A 14890-nucleotide genomic window follows, 5' to 3' on the forward strand; every position below is an offset into this window, starting at 1 on the left:
CGCTGGAGATCGACGTGCCGGATGCGCCCTTGCCGTCGTCCTTGACCGGCCATTCGGCCCAGTTCAGGTAGGGCGCGGCTGCGTCCGGTCGCGCGGTGGCCTGTGCGGCCTCTGCGCGGGACCGGCAAGCGGCTGAAACCATGCGGCTGCCTCTCTCACAGATCTCACGGATTGCTTCGTCAATGCGGGATCGAATCGTTCTGCCGATTCGCACAACACCGGTATCGCGCGGCTCATTCCCGGTGGCACAGGGGGCGCGCGGGCGGATCGCGCGGAAGTCGCACGGCGGTGGTCCGGAGTGCGCGCCGGGGTCGTACGGCAAACGTGCTTGCCGGTATGGCAAAATCGGCGCATGGCGGAGAAAGCACCCAAAGGCACGGACGACGGCGTCGAGCGCACTCTGGCCGAGGTCGGGCCGCGGTTGCGGGCGGCGCGGCTGGAGCGCGGGGTGACGCTGGCCGCGCTGGCGGAGGCGACCGGGATCTCGGTGAGCACCTTGTCGCGGCTGGAGTCGGGGCAGCGGCGCGCCACCCTCGAACTGCTGCTGCCGTTGGCCCGCGCGCACCAGATGCCGCTGGACGAACTGGTGGGCGCGCCCGAGGTCGGCGACCCGCGGGTGCGCACGGTGCCGCGCAAGATGGACCACATGACGGTGCTGCCGCTGACCCGGCACCCGGGCGCGCTCCAGGCGTACAAGATGATCATCGAGCCGAACAAGCCCTGTGAGCAGCGCACCCACGAGGGCTACGAGTGGATCTACGTGCTCTCCGGGCGGCTGCGGCTGCTGCTCGCCGACAAGGATCTGGAGCTGCGGGCGGGCGAGGCAGCCGAGTTCGACACCCGGCTGCCGCACTGGTTCGGGCCCGCGGGGGACGAGACCGTCGAGGTGCTCAGCCTTTTCGGCCGCCAGGGCGAGCGGATGCATGTCCGAGCCCGGCCAGCCAGTCGCTGACGGCCCCGGTCAGCACGGCCAGCGCCGCGTCCTGCGTCAACTCCGCGCGCTTGGGTACGGCGAACGAGTGATCGCCGTACGGCACCTCGACCGGTTCGTACCCGGCGGGGAACTCCGCGGGCCGCCCGAAGGTGTCGTTGCCGCCCTGCACGATCAGCAGCGGCCCGGCCGCGGCGCCCAGGTCCAGCTCGGCCGCGCGGGACTTCTCCGGCTTCCCCGGCGGGTGCAGCGGGAAGGACAGCGCGAGGACGGCCGCGGCGCCCAGCTCCTTCGCCGTACGGCAGGCCACCCGGGCGCCGGCGCTGCGTCCGCCCGCGACCACCGGCAGCCCCGGCTCCGCCAGCGCGGGCCACACCGCCGTCCACCCGGTGTCCAGCGTCTTGGGCGCGGGCGCCAGCTTCTTGCCCGCCACCCGCCAGGGCTGCTCGACCAGTGCCACGGTCACGCCGTGCGCGGGCAGCGCCGCCGCGAGCGCGGCCAGGTCGCGGGCCTCGATGCCGCCGCCCGCGCCGTGGCCGAGCGCGAGGACCGCGCGGGCGGCGCGGGCGCGGTGCCAGGTGACGCGGGCCTCGCCCGCGGGGGTGCCGACCGTTTCCACCGACCGCTCGGGGGACGGGGACGCTGTGTGTGCTGCGCGTGCTGTCATCAGAACAGCGTCTCCTCCTCGGGTGCCTCCAGCTCCGTCAGCAGCTCCGGTCCGTTGTTCTTCACACTGCTCACACCGGTGCCGACCGGATAGGCGCGCATCAGGCCGCCGGGCGGCGGGGCGAGCAGGGCGCCAAGCGCGTCGGGGTCGGTGGTGGCCGGGTCGAGCCAGGCGTTCCAGCGGTCGGGGGTCATCATCAGCGGCATCCGGGGGTGGATGTCGGTGAGCGAGCGCGGACCCTCGCCCGCGTATCCGGCCAGGGTGTCGGTCTCGGCCGCCGTGGTGATCACCGTGCAGGTGGCCCACCAGGCCATCGGGTGGTCGTCGGGCAGCGTCCGGTCGCGCCAGAACTCGTACAGCCCGGCCATCGCCATCACCGAGCCGTCGGCGGGCGTCACGAAATACGGCTGTTTGCGGGACCGCTTCTTCCTGCCCTGCTCCTCCAGCGCGCGCTCCTCGGGCGCCGTCACCCACTCGTAATAGCCGTCGGCGGGTATCAGGCAGCGCCGGGCGGTGAGCGCGCGGCGGAAGGACGGCTTCTCGTGCACCGTCTCGGCCCGCGCGTTGATCAGCTTGGCCGCTCCTTCCGGCGACTTGGCCCACGACGGGACCAGGCCCCAGCGCAGCACGCGCAACTGTCTGACCGGTTCCGGGGAACCGGAGTCGCGCACAGGACGGTCAAGCACCGCGTAGACGTCCTTCGTCGGCGCGACGTTCCAATCGGGGGCGATGGTCTCGGTGGGGTCCCACTTACGGACTTCGAAGAGTCCTGCGAGATCCTCTGGTTTCCGGCTCGCCGCATATCGACCGCACATAGGTGCCAGACTGCCACGACCGTGGACCCGAACGGCCCACAGTCCGCCCTTTCGCAAGCCCCCGGCACTCCCCTCCGCAGCCCCCTAGTAGCAAGGACTGGCCACGTCATGAACGTCGCGAGCGTCACCGAGATGTGGGACCGGCTGACGGGGACACAGCCCGATCCCTCGCGCTGGCTGATCGGCGCGACGGCGCTGCTCGCGCTGGCGGCCGTACTGCTGCGGCGGGTGTGGCACGTCACGCGCAACGCGGTGACGATCGCGCACGAGGGCGGTCACGGGCTGCTCGCGCTGCTGACCGGGCGGCGCCTGGAGGGCATACGCCTGCACTCGGACACCTCGGGCCTGACCGTCTCGCGCGGCAAGCCGCACGGCGTGGGCATGGTGCTGACGGCCGCCGCCGGGTACACCGCGCCGCCGCTGCTGGGCCTTGCGGGCGCGGGGCTGCTGGCATCCGGCCACATCACCGCGCTGCTGTGGGGCGCGACGGCGCTGCTGCTGGTCATGCTCGTGATGATCCGCAACGCGTACGGGGCGCTGACCGTGGTGGTCACCGGGGCGATCTTCCTGTTGGTGTCCTGGCTGACCAAGGCGCAGGTACAGGCGGCGTTCGCGTATCTGGTGGTGTGGTTCCTGCTGGTCGGCGGCGCGCGGCCGGTCGCCGAGCTGCAACGTACGCGGCGCCGTGAGCGCTCCGGCACCTCGGACGCGGACCAGCTCGCCCGGCTCACGCACACTCCGGCGGCCCTGTGGCTGCTCCTGTTCTACGCGGTCGCGATCTGCTCGCTGGTGGGCGGCGCCCGGTGGCTGCTCCTCCAATAACGCGGTGACCGCGGTGACGGGAGTGACGGGGAACACCCACCGTGACGGCCGTGACGGCCCCGGCGGAGAGAACGGCCGGGGCAACGGGGGCAGACCGGCGCACAGACCCACGGCACTGGCCCCGCGCATGAGCCCGGCGCACGACCCCGGCGCATGTGGCCGACAGTGACAGCACCTGTTTCCGGCAGATTTCGCCGCATTCGCCGTCCTATCTCCCTGTGCCTGAGCCACTACGCTTGGGCCTCATGAGCGACAGCACCGCGCAGACCGCCCTCTGGCCGGCCCCGACCGCGCCCCGCGCCGTGGACGCGACCGTCACGGTGCCCGGCTCGAAGTCGGTGACCAACCGCGCTCTGGTGCTCGCCGCGCACTCCACGGAACCCGGATGGGTGCGCCGTCCGCTGCGCAGCCGCGACACGGTCCTGATGGCCGACGCGCTGCGCGCCATGGGCGTGCAGATCGACGAGACGGTCAACCCGTCCGGCGGCGAGGCGTGGCGGATCATCCCGGCCGGGCTGCACGGCCCCGCCCGGATCGACGTCGGCAACGCGGGCACCGTGATGCGCTTCCTGCCGCCGGTCGCCGCGCTCGCCGACGGCCCGGTCCGCTTCGAGGGCGACGCGCGGGCGTACGAGCGTCCGCTGCACGGCGTGATCGACGCGCTGCGCGCGCTGGGGGCCAGGATCGACGACGAGGGCCGCGGCTCCCTGCCGCTGACCGTGAACGGCGCGGGCTCGCTGTCCGGCGGGAGCGTGTCCGTGGACGCGTCGTCGTCCTCGCAGTTCGTCAGCGCGCTGCTGCTGTCCGCGCCGCGCTTCAACCGGGGCCTCGAACTGCGGCACACCGGCCGCACCCTGCCGTCCCAGCCGCACATCCGGATGACCGTGGACATGCTGCGGAAGGCCGGCGCCAAGGTGGACGCCCCGCAGGACGGCGGCGCGCGCAATGTGTGGCGAGTGGCGCCGAGCGCGCTGCTCGGCCGGGACCTGACGGTGGAGCCCGACCTGTCCAACGCGGCGCCGTTCCTGGCCGCCGCGCTGATCACCGGCGGCCGGGTGACCATCCCGGACTGGCCGCGCCGCACCACCCAGCCGGGTGACGCGCTGCGCACGCTGTTCACCGCGATGGGCGGCTCGTACGAGCTGACCGAGCAGGGGCTGACGCTCAGCGGCACCGGCCGGGTGCTCGGCATCACCGCCGATCTGCACGAGGTCGGCGAGCTGACCCCGGTGATCGCGGCGGTCGCGGCGCTGGCCGAGGGCGAGAGCGTGCTGACCGGCATCGCGCATCTGCGGCTGCACGAGACCGACCGGCTGGCCGCGCTGGCCAAGGAGATCAACGAGCTGGGCGGTGACGTCACCGAGACCGAGGACGGCCTGCGCATCCGGCCGACCACCCTGCACGGCGGGGTCTTCCACACCTACGAGGACCACCGGCTGGCGACCGCCGCGGCCGTCCTGGGCCTGACCGTGGACGGCGTCCAGGTGGAGAACGTGGCGACGACCGCGAAGACCCTGCCCGAATTCCCCGAGCTGTGGACGGCGATGCTCGCGGGCCGCGCGCCCGCGCCGGGGATCTCCACGCCGGGCGCCGTCACCCCGGGCGCCGCCGCACCGGAGACAGCGGAGACAGCGGAGACAACCGGCACGGCGGACCCGACGGATACGGCGGACGCGACGGACACGGCAGACACAGCGGACACCACCGCACCGGGCCGGGGCTGAGGACCGCCGTGCGCCGCTACGGAAAGAACCCCGACGAGGACGACGTCAGAGTCCGCCCCAACGCCAAGGGCAACCGGCCGCGCAGCACGATCAGGCCCAAGCACGAGGACGCCGCCGAGGGCATGGTGCTGACCGTGGACCGCGGGCGGCTGACCGTGCTGGTCGACGACCGCGAGGTGGTCGCGATGAAGGCCCGCGAACTGGGCCGCAAGTCGATGGTGGTCGGCGACCGGGTCGCGGTCGTCGGCGACCTGTCGGGCGCGAAGGACACCCTGGCCCGGATCGTACGGATCGAGCCGCGCAAGTCGGTGCTGCGGCGGACGGCCGACGACGACGACCCGTTCGAGCGGGTGGTGGTCGCCAACGCCGACCAGCTCGCGATCGTCACGGCGCTGGCCGACCCCGAGCCGCGCCCCCGGATGATCGACCGCTGCCTGGTCGCGGCCTTCGACGCGGGCCTGAAGCCGCTGCTGGTGCTCACCAAGTCCGATCTGGCCCCGGCCGCGCCGCTGTTGGAGACGTACGGCGCGCTGGACCTGGCGTATGTGGTGACCAACAGGGACGACTTCCTGACCGGCGGGGTCGACCAGATCCGCGAGCGGCTGGCCGGGCATGTGACGGCCTTCGTCGGCCACAGCGGCGTCGGAAAGACCACGCTGGTCAACGCGCTGGTGGAGCGTCAGCGCACCACCGGCTCGGTGAACGCGGTGACCGGGCGCGGCCGGCACACCACCACCTCGGCGCTCGCGCTGCCGCTGCCGGGCGACACGGGATGGGTGATCGACACTCCGGGCGTACGGTCGTTCGGCCTGCACCACATCGATCCGTCGCGGGTCATCCACGCCTTCCCCGACCTGGAGCCGGGCACCGAGGAGTGCCCGCGCGGCTGCTCGCACGACGAGCCGGAGTGCGCGCTGGACGCGTGGGTCGCGGCGGGGCACGCCGAGCCCGCCCGGCTGGACTCGCTGCGGCGGCTGCTGGCCACCCGCGAGCGGCGCGAGGGAGACTGACGCGCTTTCGGCGACCGGAGGGGCGGTTTCCGGGCAGGCTGTGTGATGATCGACAGCGCACACAGGTTTCGGAGACGGAGTGGGAACGGGAGGCACCCGATGGCCTGGCTGCTCGTGGTGGTCGCAGGCATCCTTGAGACGGGGTTCGCGGTCTGCCTCAAGCTGTCGCACGGCTTCACCCGTATCTGGCCGACCATCGCCTTCGCCCTGTTCGCGCTGGGCTCCTTCGGTCTGCTGACGCTGTCGCTGAAGAAGCTGGACGTCGGCCCGGCGTACGCCGTCTGGACCGGCATCGGCGCGGCGGGCACCGCGATCTACGGCATGATCTTCCTCGGCGACGTCGTCTCCACGCTGAAGATCGTGTCCATCTCGTTGGTGATCGCGGGCGTCATCGGCCTCCAGATCTCCGGCTCGGCGCACTGACGGTTCACGGGCGGCGCCCGCGCGGACCGTGCGCCGCTACGGCTCCTCCCCCGTCGCGGGCCACGACAGCAGGCTGCGGACGAGCTGCGCCACCCGCAGACACGCCTCCTCGTCACTGGCGGCGGGCGCGATCACGTACGACAGGGTGAGCCGGATCGCCGCCTCGCAGGCCCATCCGATGTCCTGGGGCCGCAGCCGCGGGTAGCCGCGGACGAGCGCGTCGACCGTACGGGCCTTGAGGGATTCGACCAGGCCGCCGTCGGCGCCGGTGAGGGCGGCGGCGACCACCGGACTGCGCCGGGCGGACCGCAGGGTCCAGCCCGCGGCGCCCGCGAAGCACTCCCCCGCGTCGGCGCCGACCCGGCCCGCGGCGGCCAACTCGCGGTCGACACCGCCCAGATAGCCCTCGGTCTCGCGCCGGGCGAGGGCGCGCGCGAGCCCTTCCTTGCTGCTGAACTCGTTGTAGAGGGTCTGCCGCGACACCCCGGCCGCCGCCGCGACCTCGACCATCCGTACGGCTTCCCAGGGCCGGTCGCCGAGCGCGGCGAACGCCGCGTCCAGGAGCGATTCCCGCGCTGTAGGCATCATTGCCTCCAAGGCGCCACGAGGTGTCCGCGCGATGGCGCGGACAGCGGCCGTGCGGAAAGAATTGACGCGCTGTCCTGGTCTGTCAAGGTTGCGAGCAGGGCGGAGATGACCGGGACCAGGCGAGATCGCTACTGTTCGGCTTATGCCCGAATTCAACGACGATCTGCGCCTGGCCCACGTGCTGGCCGATGCCGCCGACGCCGCGACCATGGCCCGCTTCAAGGCGCTCGACCTCAAGGTCGAGACCAAGCCCGACCTGACGCCGGTGAGCGAGGCGGACAAGGCGGCCGAGGAGCTGATCCGGGGCCAGTTGGCACGGGCGCGCCCGCGGGACGCGGTGCTCGGCGAGGAGTACGGCAGCCAGGGCGCGGGGCCGCGCCGCTGGGTGATCGACCCGATCGACGGCACCAAGAACTATGTGCGCGGCGTTCCGGTGTGGGCGACCCTGATCGCGCTGATGGTCCGCGGCGAGCAGGGCGACGAGAGCGTGGTCGGCGTGGTCTCCGCGCCCGCGCTCGGCCGCCGCTGGTGGGCGGCGAAGGGCGACGGCGCGTACACCGGCCGCAGCCTGTCGTCGGCGACCCGGCTGCACGTCTCGGGCGTGAGCCGGCTGGAGGACGCGTCCTTCGCGTACTCCTCGCTGAGCGGCTGGGAGGAGCGGGGGCGGCTCGACGGCTTCCTGCGCCTGTCGCGCGACGTCTGGCGCACCCGCGGCTACGGCGACTTCTGGCCGTACATGATGGTCGCCGAGGGTTCGGTGGACATCTGCGCGGAGCCCGAGCTGAGCACGTGGGACATGGCGGCCAACGACGTGATCGTGCGCGAGGCCGGTGGCCGCTTCACCTCGCTCGACGGCGAGCCGGGCCCCTTCGGCGGGAACGCGGCGGCCTCCAACGGCCTGCTGCACGAGGAGCTGCTGGGGTACGTGGGCGGTTCGGACGGCGTCGCCTAGCAGGTCGGAGCGGCGCGGCGCGAGCCGCGCGCGGCGGCGGGTCACCTCGCGGCGGGAGCTTCGCGCGCCCCCTTGCCGGTCCTCCGGGGGCGTGTGACTATGAAGGTGCCCCCGCTTGTGAACTTGTGAAACCGTTCACGCGAGCGTCTCCCGGCTCGCCGGACGGCGGTCCCGTGTGAGGGCTTCACACAAGGAGGTGCCCGTCCCATGCTGGTCCGCGACGCGATGAGCACGGTGGTACTCACCATCGGCCCCGCCCACACCCTCCGCCAGGCCGCCCAGTTGATGTCCGCCCGCCGAGTCGGCGCGGCCATAGTCCTCGACACCGACACCTGCGGTCTCGGCATCCTCACCGAGCGCGACGTCCTCGACGCGATCGGGGACGGCCTCAGCCCCGACCGCGAACTCGCCCACGCCCACACCACGACCGATGTCGTCTTCGCCGCCCCGCAGTGGACCCTCGACGAGGCCGCCGCCGCCATGCTGCACGGCGGTTTCCGTCACCTGGTCGTCCTTGAGGGCCGCGATCCGATCGGCGTGGTCTCCGTCCGCGACATCATCCGCTGCTGGTCCGCGCAGCGGCCCGCGACACCGGCCACGACACCGTCCGCGTCACCGGCCACGACACCGACCGCGACCGCCCTGACCAGCGCGTAACCGCTTTTCGGAACGGCCGGCACGCCCGGCTTCGGAACGGCACACACGCGCCTTCGGTTCCGCACGCGGACGCGCAGAAGAGGCCGGAGCCCTGTGGCGTCCGGCCTCTTCGGCCAACGGCGAGCGACGGGTCAGGTGCGGAGGGCCTGGACCGCTGCCTCCAGTCGCTTGCCGTAGTCGGGGTCCGCGCGGCGGAAGTTGTCGACGGCGCGCTCGACGACGTCCTCGCGGGAGACCTTGGCGATGAAGCCCGCCAGGTTGTCGATCAGCCGGGTCTTCTCGTCCTCGGACATGAGCCGGTACAGGGTGCCCGCCTGCCCGAAGTCGTCGTCCTCGGCGTGCGCGGGCGCGGCGGAGTACCGGGTCGCGCCGGACACCTCGACGGGCTCCCACAGCGGGCGGCCGGTCTCGGCCGGGCCGCCGAAGCTGTTCGGCTCGTAGTTCTTGGCACCCTGGTGGCGGCCGTCGTAGAGGGCGCCGTCCCTGCTGTGCGTCCGCGCCTCGGTGGCGTGCGGGCGGTTGACCGGCAGGTGGTCGGCGTTGACGCCGACCCGGTAGCGGTGCGCGTCGCCGTACGCGAACAGGCGGCCCTGGAGCATCTTGTCCGGGGACGGGCCGATGCCGGGCACGAAGTGCGCGGGGCTGAAGACCGACTGCTCGACCTCGGCGAAGACGTTCTCCGGGTTGCGGTTCAGCTCCAGCCTGCCGATCTCGACCGGCGGGTAGTCCGCGTGCGGCCACACCTTGGTGAGGTCGAACGGGTTGAAGCGGTACGTGGCGGCGTCCGCCGCGGGCATGATCTGCACCTGCACGGTCCAGGACGGGAACGCGCCGCGCTCGATCGCCTCGCGCAGGTCGCGCTGGTGGGAGTCGGGGTCCATGCCCGAGACGCGCACGGCCTCCCCGGTGGCGAGGTTCCTGATCCCCTGGTCGGTCTTGAAGTGGTACTTGACCCAGAAGACCTCTCCGGCCTCGTTGTTCCACTGGTAGGTGTGCGAGCCGTAGCCGTTCATGTGCCGGTAGCTGGCCGGGATGCCGCGGTCGCCGAAGAGCCAGGTCACCTGGTGTGTCGACTCCGGGCTGAGCCCCCAGAAGTCCCAGACGTTGTCCGCCTCCTGGGAGCCGGTGTACGGGTCGCGCTTCTGGGTGTGGATGAAGTCGGGGAACTTCAGGGCGTCCTTGATGAAGAACACCGGGGTGTTGTTGCCGACGAGGTCGTAGTTGCCCTCCTCGGTGTAGAACTTCAGCGCGAAGCCGCGCGGGTCGCGGACGGCGTCGGCCGAGCCGAGGTTGCCCGCGACGGTGGAGAAGCGCAGGAACGTCTCGGTCCGCTTGCCGACCTCGGACAGGAACTTCGCCCGCGTCCAGCGCGAGACGTCCCGGGTCAGCGTGAAGGTGCCGTACGCACCGGCGCCCCGCGCGTGCACGACCCGCTCCGGGATGCGCTCGCGGTTGAAGTGCGCGAGCTTCTCCAGCAGGTGCTGGCTCTGGACGAGCACCGGGCCGCCGAGGCCCGCCGTCTCGCTGTTCTGGTTGTCCGCGACCGGCGCTCCGGCCTCCGTGGTCAGCGCACTCGTGGTCAGCGGACCCGTCTCCTGAACCGTCACGTGCTTCTCCTCCAGATCGTCCGGCCCCCCGGCATGCCCATCGGCTCGCGCCGGAGCCGATCCTACTCTGGACAATGTCTAAGTCAAGAAGAGAGCCAATAGAGGATGGGAGTCAGGAACAGACCCTTTCGATCCAGGTTGCCCCGCTGTTACCCTGGCTCGCATGAGCGACCTGCTGGAACGACTGCGCGAACGCGGCTGGCGGCTGACCGCCCAGCGGCGCGTGGTGGCGGAGGTCCTCGACGGCGACCATGTCCATCTCACCGCCGACGAGGTGCACGCGCGTGCCATCGCACGGCTGCCGGAGATCTCCCGCGCCACCGTGTACAACACGCTGGGCGAGATGGTGAGCATCGGCGAGATCATCGAGGTCGCCACCGACGGCCGCGCCAAGCGCTACGACCCCAACGCGCACCGGCCGCACCAGCACCTGGTCTGCTCCCGCTGCGGCACCATCCGCGACGTCCACCCGCACGGCGACCCGCTCGCGGCCCTCCCCCCGACCGAACGCTTCGGCTTCGCGGTCCAGGCGGCCGAGGTCACCTACCGGGGACTGTGCCCGGACTGCTCGTAGGCACGGTCCGCTCGCAGGCCCTGCCGCCGATCCGCTCGGCGGCCCTGCGTACGGCCGGTTCCGTACGGGTCCTGCCGACCCACAGGGTCTCCACCGGGACATCGGCCGGCACCCGGGCCAGCGCCTCGAACACCTCGCGCGCCACGCCCGGATCGGGGTCGGTCGCCAACGGGCCGAGCAGGCCGACCAGTTCGGCGGGCTTGGCCAGCCGTCCGATCGCGCGGGCGGCGGCCCTGCGCACCATCGGCGGCCAGTTCTCGGCATGATCGCGCTCGCGGGGTCCGAGCAGCCGGGTCAGCAGAGCCGCGTCGGAGGCGTCCCCGCACTCCCCGAGACCGGCCGCCAGTCCCGCGACGAGCCGGGGCGCGGTCGTCCTGCCGACCTTGCGGAGCTGTCTGCGGTAGACGTCGGCGGGCGGCTCCCCGCGCCGGTACAACTGCCAACGGGCCTGCGCCCGTACCATCCGGGCCCGGTCGGCCAGCGGCGCGACCAGCCGCGTGGCGGGCACGTCGCCGGGCAGCGCGGCCACCGCCAGCTCCCGTACGCCCGCGCCGCGCGCCCACATCAACCGGCCCGCCTGGTCGGGGTCCAGCTCCAGCAGCCGCTGCGCGCAGAGCCTGCGGCAGACCTGGTCGCGGTCGTGCAGCGCGGTCCGCAGCAGGTCGCCGCGGACGTAACTGCCGAGGTCCAGGGCGAGTTCGACGCCGAAGCGGCGGGCCAGCGGGTCGGAGTCGGCGGCCAGCGCCCGCACGGCGCGGCGGTGCGGAGGCTCGCTCAGCACCGCGCGGTACGAGGCGAGCAGCCCGCCCGCCCGGCGCCTGCCGCCAAGCCTGAGCAGCACGCGGACGGCCGCGGCCACCTCGTCCGGCGCGTTGCGGGCCACCAGGGCGGCGGTGGCGCGCTCGCTCACCTCCGGCACCCAGTCGACCGTCCGCAGGGCGAGCGCGGCCACGGCCAGCGGCCCGCCGCACCCGGCCAGGCTCTCGACGGCCCCGGCCCGCACCCGGCCGTCCTCGTCGAGCGAGGCCAGCAGCAGACGCAGCGGATCGACACCGGCGTGGCCGCCGGCGGCCCAGCGGTGGGCGCCGCCGCCGTGCCAGGGCCTGGCGTGCCGGTCGAGCAGCAGCAGGAGGTCCGCGGGAGCGTCGCCGAGCGCGGCGAGCGCCGCGGCCCTGTCGTACGGCGGTCCGTCCTCGACGACGGCGCGCAGGCCCGCGAGCAAGGTCACCGCGTCCTCGCGACGCCCGCCGAGCGCGGCCTCGCACCAGCGCTGCCAGCGTCCCGTGTCCACCACGGTGACACCCGCCTCGGATCGCCCTCGCCGCCTGCGCAGCAATCCCGCCTCCTCGCCCGTCGTACCCGACCAGGATCGCGCGCGAAGGTGCCGCGCCCAAGACGGTTCGGCGGGTCTTTGCCCGAATAAGAAGCCCGCACAAGGAGACTAAGAGAAAGCGCGCGGTGCCGCCGCGCGCGCAGCGCCCAGCGACCCGGCCCCGCAGCCCGGCCGACGACCGGTGTCGCACAGGAAGAAGGCCCGGAAGCCAATGGCTTCCGGGCCTTCTCTTTCCGTAGCGGGGACAGGATTTGAACCTGCGACCTCTGGGTTATGAGCCCAGCGAGCTACCGAGCTGCTCCACCCCGCGTCGTTGTGCCCTCACTGTAGACCAGCGTTCCTGACCAGCGCAAATCCATAGGCGGGCGGCCGTCGCAGCGGGTGGCCATTCCGGCTGAGGGGTGCCCCGGGCGGGGCGCCCCTCAGCCGGAAACGGTCAGGAACCGTACGGATGACCTGGTCAACCGCCGCTGACGACCGTCGGCTCACGCGGTCAGCTCGTGCTTGACCGCGGCGGTCAGCCGGGCCGCGCGCTCGGCGACCTCGGCGGGCCCGTAGGTGACCGCGCGGGAGCACCAGTGCTGCGCCTCGGCCAGCTCGCCGCGCCGGGCGGAGAGCAGCGCCATCCGCAGGGCGGCGCGGCCGTGCCCGGCGTCCGCGGCCCGCGTCCACCACAGGGCGGCCTCGGGCTCGGCGCCCTCGCGGGCCAGCAGCAGCCCGAGGTTGAAGGCCCCGTTGCGCGAACCGGCCTCGGCGGCCTGCCGGTACCAGTGCGCCGCGTCCACCACGTCCCCGCGCTTGGCGGCGCACATGCCGAGCCGTACCTGGGCGCGGCGGTGCCCCTGCCGGGCGGCCCGCTCGTACCACTCCTCGGCCTCGACGCTGCCCGTGGCCTCCGCGCCCGCGTCGCCCTCGTCCCGCTCGCGCTGCCTGCGCTCCAGGAGCGCGCCGAGCCGGAAGGCGGCCTCCGGGCTGCCGCCGCCCGCGGCGCACCGCAGGTGCCGCTCGGCGGCGTGGTGGTCGCCGTCGCGCTGGAGCGCGATGGCCACCTGGAGGGCGGCCTCGGCGTGCCCGGCGGCGGCGGCCCGCTCGTACCAGGCGCGCGCGGTGTCGGCCTCCTCGCGCCCGGCGTGCAGGATGCCGAGGTTGAAGGCGGCGTCGATGCTGCCCGCCTCCGCGGCCTTGGAGAACCACGGCTCGGCGCCCATCGCGTCGCCGCGCTGGAGCAGCAGCACGGCCAGCGCGTTGGCGGCCTCGCGGTGTCCGGCGTACGCGGCCTTGCGGTACCACTGCTCGGCCTGCGCGTTGCGGCTCTGGCCCGCGCAGAGCAGGCCGAGGTTGTAGGCGCCGTTGATGTCGCCCGCGTCCAGGGCCGTGCGGTACCAGCGCTCGGCGGTCTGCGTCTCGCCCTCCTGGGCGTGCAGCGCGCCGAGCGCGTTGGCGGCCCGGCCGTCGCCCGCCTGGGCGGCGCGCCGCCACCAGGTGGCGGCCTGGTCGATGTCGCCCGCGTCGCGCAGCAGGAACGCCAGCGCGCAGGCGGCCCGCGCCTCGCCGTCCCTGGCGGCCGTCAGATACCAGCGGCCCGCCTCCGCCTGCTCGCCGCGCTCCTCCAGGAGCGTGCCCAGGCGCAGCGCGGCCCGCCGGTGGCGGCGCGCGGCGGCCTGCCGGTACCACTGCTCGGCCTCGTGGTTCTGGCCGCGCGCGGCGCATATCCGGGCGAGGCGGTACGCGGCCTCGCGGTGGCCGTGCTCGGCCGCGGCGCGGAACCAGCGCTCGGCGCCGCTCTCGCGCCGGTGGTCGAGCAGGTCGGCCAGCGCGTACGCGCCCAGCGTGTGGCCGGACTCGGCGGCCTGCCGCAGCCAGTACTCGGCCGCGGGCTCGTCGCCGCGCTCGCGGTAGTGCCGGCCCAGCGCGTGCGCGGCGGGCGCGGAGCCCGCCACGGCGGCGGTCCGCCACCAGTCGGCCGCCTCGTCGGCGTAACCGCGCTGGTGCAGCAGCAGGGCCAGGTTGTTGGCGGCGGCGCGGTCCCCGTGCGTGACGGCGGCGCGCAGGTACGGCTCCGCGCCGTCGAGGTCGCCGCGGCGCAGCAGCAGCGTGCCGAGCGCGCTCATGGCGTACGGGTCGCCGAGGTCGGCGGCGTGCCGGTGGCGCGCCTCGATCTCGGCCTCCTCGCGGAGCGCGAGGCCGTCCTCGTCGGTCGGTTCGGGAAGCCCGGGCAGGTCGTTGAGCCCGGCGGCCGGGGCGGCGACGGGCCCCAGGGACCGGGTGGCCACCGTCCCGGTGGACGCGGTGAGTTCGGCGGACGCGGGCTGCTCAGCCGACGGACGCGGTGCGGGCAGCAGCGCGGTCGCGGTGACGGGCACGGTCGCGGACGCGGTCACGGGCGTCGAAGCCGACTCCTGGGCCAACCTTTCGGTCGACATGTCGACATCGCCCGTAGAACCACGCCGTTCGTGGATCTGACGAGTGTTCAGCAGTCTTGCACCATCCCCCATGAGGTCCATCGTCGCACCGTCCACTACCGCCGTACACCTGGTATACCGCAACCCGATTGGTCACTTCAGCGGTTTGTCGACTTCCCGACAAGGCGGCTTGCGAAACCCCGTTCACCGAACATCCCCCATATAAGTGAAGAGGGCCAAAGTCAGTTGACTTTGGCCCTCTTCGTACAGTAGCGGGGACAGGATTTGAACCTGCGACCTCTGGGTTATGAGCCCAGCGAGCTACCGAGCTGCTCCACCCCGCGTCGTTGTGTCCTCACCGTACCACGACGCGGAGTGTCACCCG

Annotated in this window: 14 protein-coding genes and 2 tRNA genes; 8 read left to right on the forward strand and 8 right to left on the reverse strand. The window is 73.3% G+C overall.

Going from position 1 to position 14890, the window contains the following annotated elements:
* Nucleotides 1-352 precede the first annotated feature (352 nt).
* The gene (locus ACFY9V_RS15815) at nt 353-952 is read left to right on the forward strand and encodes a helix-turn-helix domain-containing protein (protein ID WP_391044359.1); all 600 of its coding nucleotides are present in this window, start codon (nt 353-355) and stop codon (nt 950-952) included.
* Here the strand turns inward: ACFY9V_RS15815 and ACFY9V_RS15820 are convergent.
* Both ACFY9V_RS15820 and ACFY9V_RS15825 read right to left on the reverse strand, forming a co-directional pair.
* Complete coding sequence (locus ACFY9V_RS15820) at nt 891-1598, reverse strand: alpha/beta family hydrolase (protein WP_355347344.1); 708 nt, start codon at nt 1596-1598, stop codon at nt 891-893. The genes ACFY9V_RS15815 and ACFY9V_RS15820 overlap by 62 nt on opposite strands.
* The gene (locus tag ACFY9V_RS15825) at nt 1598-2413 is read right to left on the reverse strand and encodes an SOS response-associated peptidase (protein WP_355347347.1); all 816 of its coding nucleotides are present in this window, start codon (nt 2411-2413) and stop codon (nt 1598-1600) included. Before ACFY9V_RS15825 ends, ACFY9V_RS15820 begins: the two co-directional genes overlap by 1 nt.
* Nucleotides 2414-2521: 108 nt before the next feature.
* On the opposite strand from ACFY9V_RS15825, the gene ACFY9V_RS15830 reads away from it, so the two are divergent.
* The 4 genes from ACFY9V_RS15830 to ACFY9V_RS15845 all read left to right on the forward strand — a co-directional run bounded on the left by ACFY9V_RS15830 (nt 2522) and on the right by ACFY9V_RS15845 (nt 6392).
* Nucleotides 2522-3235, forward strand: a complete 714-nt coding sequence (locus ACFY9V_RS15830; protein ID WP_355347350.1) for a M50 family metallopeptidase — start codon at nt 2522-2524, stop codon at nt 3233-3235.
* Nucleotides 3236-3480: 245 nt separating this feature from the next.
* Nucleotides 3481-4959, forward strand: coding sequence for a 3-phosphoshikimate 1-carboxyvinyltransferase (gene aroA, locus ACFY9V_RS15835; RefSeq protein WP_391161616.1), 1479 nt, complete (start codon nt 3481-3483; stop codon nt 4957-4959).
* A gap of 8 nt (nt 4960-4967) precedes the next feature.
* Nucleotides 4968-5969 carry a ribosome small subunit-dependent GTPase A gene (gene rsgA / locus ACFY9V_RS15840; protein ID WP_355347356.1) on the forward strand — a complete coding sequence of 334 codons (1002 nt, stop codon included), beginning with the start codon at nt 4968-4970 and terminating at the stop codon, nt 5967-5969.
* Nucleotides 5970-6068: 99 nt separating this feature from the next.
* Entirely contained in the window at nt 6069-6392 is a 324-nt protein-coding gene (locus ACFY9V_RS15845; RefSeq protein WP_355347359.1) for a multidrug efflux SMR transporter, read from the forward strand.
* 36 nt (nt 6393-6428) lie between these two features.
* Here ACFY9V_RS15845 and ACFY9V_RS15850 read toward each other — a convergent pair whose 3' ends face one another.
* Entirely contained in the window at nt 6429-6977 is a 549-nt protein-coding gene (locus tag ACFY9V_RS15850; protein ID WP_391161617.1) for a TetR family transcriptional regulator, read from the reverse strand.
* Between the two features lie 145 nt (nt 6978-7122).
* Between ACFY9V_RS15850 and hisN the strand changes: the two genes are divergently transcribed.
* Entirely contained in the window at nt 7123-7932 is an 810-nt protein-coding gene (gene hisN / locus ACFY9V_RS15855; protein ID WP_355347365.1) for a histidinol-phosphatase, read from the forward strand.
* Between the two features lie 207 nt (nt 7933-8139).
* Nucleotides 8140-8589: a CBS domain-containing protein gene (locus ACFY9V_RS15860; protein ID WP_391161618.1), complete on the forward strand. Its 450-nt coding sequence runs from the start codon at nt 8140-8142 to the stop codon at nt 8587-8589.
* Nucleotides 8590-8720: 131 nt separating this feature from the next.
* On the opposite strand, the gene ACFY9V_RS15865 is transcribed toward ACFY9V_RS15860, so the two are convergent.
* Nucleotides 8721-10172 carry a catalase gene (locus tag ACFY9V_RS15865; RefSeq protein WP_391044803.1) on the reverse strand — a complete coding sequence of 484 codons (1452 nt, stop codon included), beginning with the start codon at nt 10170-10172 and terminating at the stop codon, nt 8721-8723.
* A 187-nt stretch (nt 10173-10359) separates the two neighbouring features.
* On the opposite strand from ACFY9V_RS15865, the gene ACFY9V_RS15870 reads away from it, so the two are divergent.
* On the forward strand, nt 10360-10770 hold the full coding sequence (locus tag ACFY9V_RS15870) for a Fur family transcriptional regulator (protein WP_355347371.1): 411 nt from the start codon (nt 10360-10362) through the stop codon (nt 10768-10770).
* On the opposite strand, the gene ACFY9V_RS15875 is transcribed toward ACFY9V_RS15870, so the two are convergent.
* From ACFY9V_RS15875 to ACFY9V_RS15890, 4 genes are all read right to left on the reverse strand, one after another.
* Nucleotides 10736-12064: a HEAT repeat domain-containing protein gene (locus tag ACFY9V_RS15875; RefSeq protein ID WP_391161621.1), complete on the reverse strand. Its 1329-nt coding sequence runs from the start codon at nt 12062-12064 to the stop codon at nt 10736-10738. The genes ACFY9V_RS15870 and ACFY9V_RS15875 overlap by 35 nt on opposite strands.
* A gap of 275 nt (nt 12065-12339) precedes the next feature.
* Nucleotides 12340-12413, reverse strand: a tRNA-Met gene (locus ACFY9V_RS15880).
* Between the two features lie 175 nt (nt 12414-12588).
* Complete coding sequence (locus ACFY9V_RS15885) at nt 12589-14526, reverse strand: tetratricopeptide repeat protein (protein ID WP_391161623.1); 1938 nt, start codon at nt 14524-14526, stop codon at nt 12589-12591.
* Between the two features lie 249 nt (nt 14527-14775).
* Nucleotides 14776-14849 (reverse strand) — tRNA-Met (locus ACFY9V_RS15890).
* Nucleotides 14850-14890 lie beyond the last annotated feature (41 nt).

Origin of the sequence: Streptomyces sp. NPDC008317 (genome assembly GCF_042955955.1) — a bacterium.
Taxonomy (GTDB): Bacteria; Actinomycetota; Actinomycetes; order Streptomycetales; family Streptomycetaceae; genus Actinacidiphila.

Excerpts from the sequence above, each read along its gene's own strand:
- hisN (WP_355347365.1), top strand. The coding sequence starts at position 7,123 with ATGCCCGAATTCAACGACGATCTGCGCCTGGCCCACGTGCTGGCCGAT.
- ACFY9V_RS15885 (WP_391161623.1), bottom strand. The coding sequence starts at position 14,526 with ATGTCGACCGAAAGGTTGGCCCAGGAGTCGGCTTCGACGCCCGTGACC.
- ACFY9V_RS15845 (WP_355347359.1), top strand. The coding sequence starts at position 6,069 with ATGGCCTGGCTGCTCGTGGTGGTCGCAGGCATCCTTGAGACGGGGTTC.
- ACFY9V_RS15815 (WP_391044359.1), top strand. The coding sequence starts at position 353 with ATGGCGGAGAAAGCACCCAAAGGCACGGACGACGGCGTCGAGCGCACT.
- ACFY9V_RS15860 (WP_391161618.1), top strand. The coding sequence starts at position 8,140 with ATGCTGGTCCGCGACGCGATGAGCACGGTGGTACTCACCATCGGCCCC.
- ACFY9V_RS15850 (WP_391161617.1), bottom strand. The coding sequence starts at position 6,977 with ATGCCTACAGCGCGGGAATCGCTCCTGGACGCGGCGTTCGCCGCGCTC.
- ACFY9V_RS15820 (WP_355347344.1), bottom strand. The coding sequence starts at position 1,598 with ATGACAGCACGCGCAGCACACACAGCGTCCCCGTCCCCCGAGCGGTCG.
- aroA (WP_391161616.1), top strand. The coding sequence starts at position 3,481 with ATGAGCGACAGCACCGCGCAGACCGCCCTCTGGCCGGCCCCGACCGCG.
- ACFY9V_RS15870 (WP_355347371.1), top strand. The coding sequence starts at position 10,360 with ATGAGCGACCTGCTGGAACGACTGCGCGAACGCGGCTGGCGGCTGACC.
- ACFY9V_RS15825 (WP_355347347.1), bottom strand. The coding sequence starts at position 2,413 with ATGTGCGGTCGATATGCGGCGAGCCGGAAACCAGAGGATCTCGCAGGA.
- ACFY9V_RS15830 (WP_355347350.1), top strand. The coding sequence starts at position 2,522 with ATGAACGTCGCGAGCGTCACCGAGATGTGGGACCGGCTGACGGGGACA.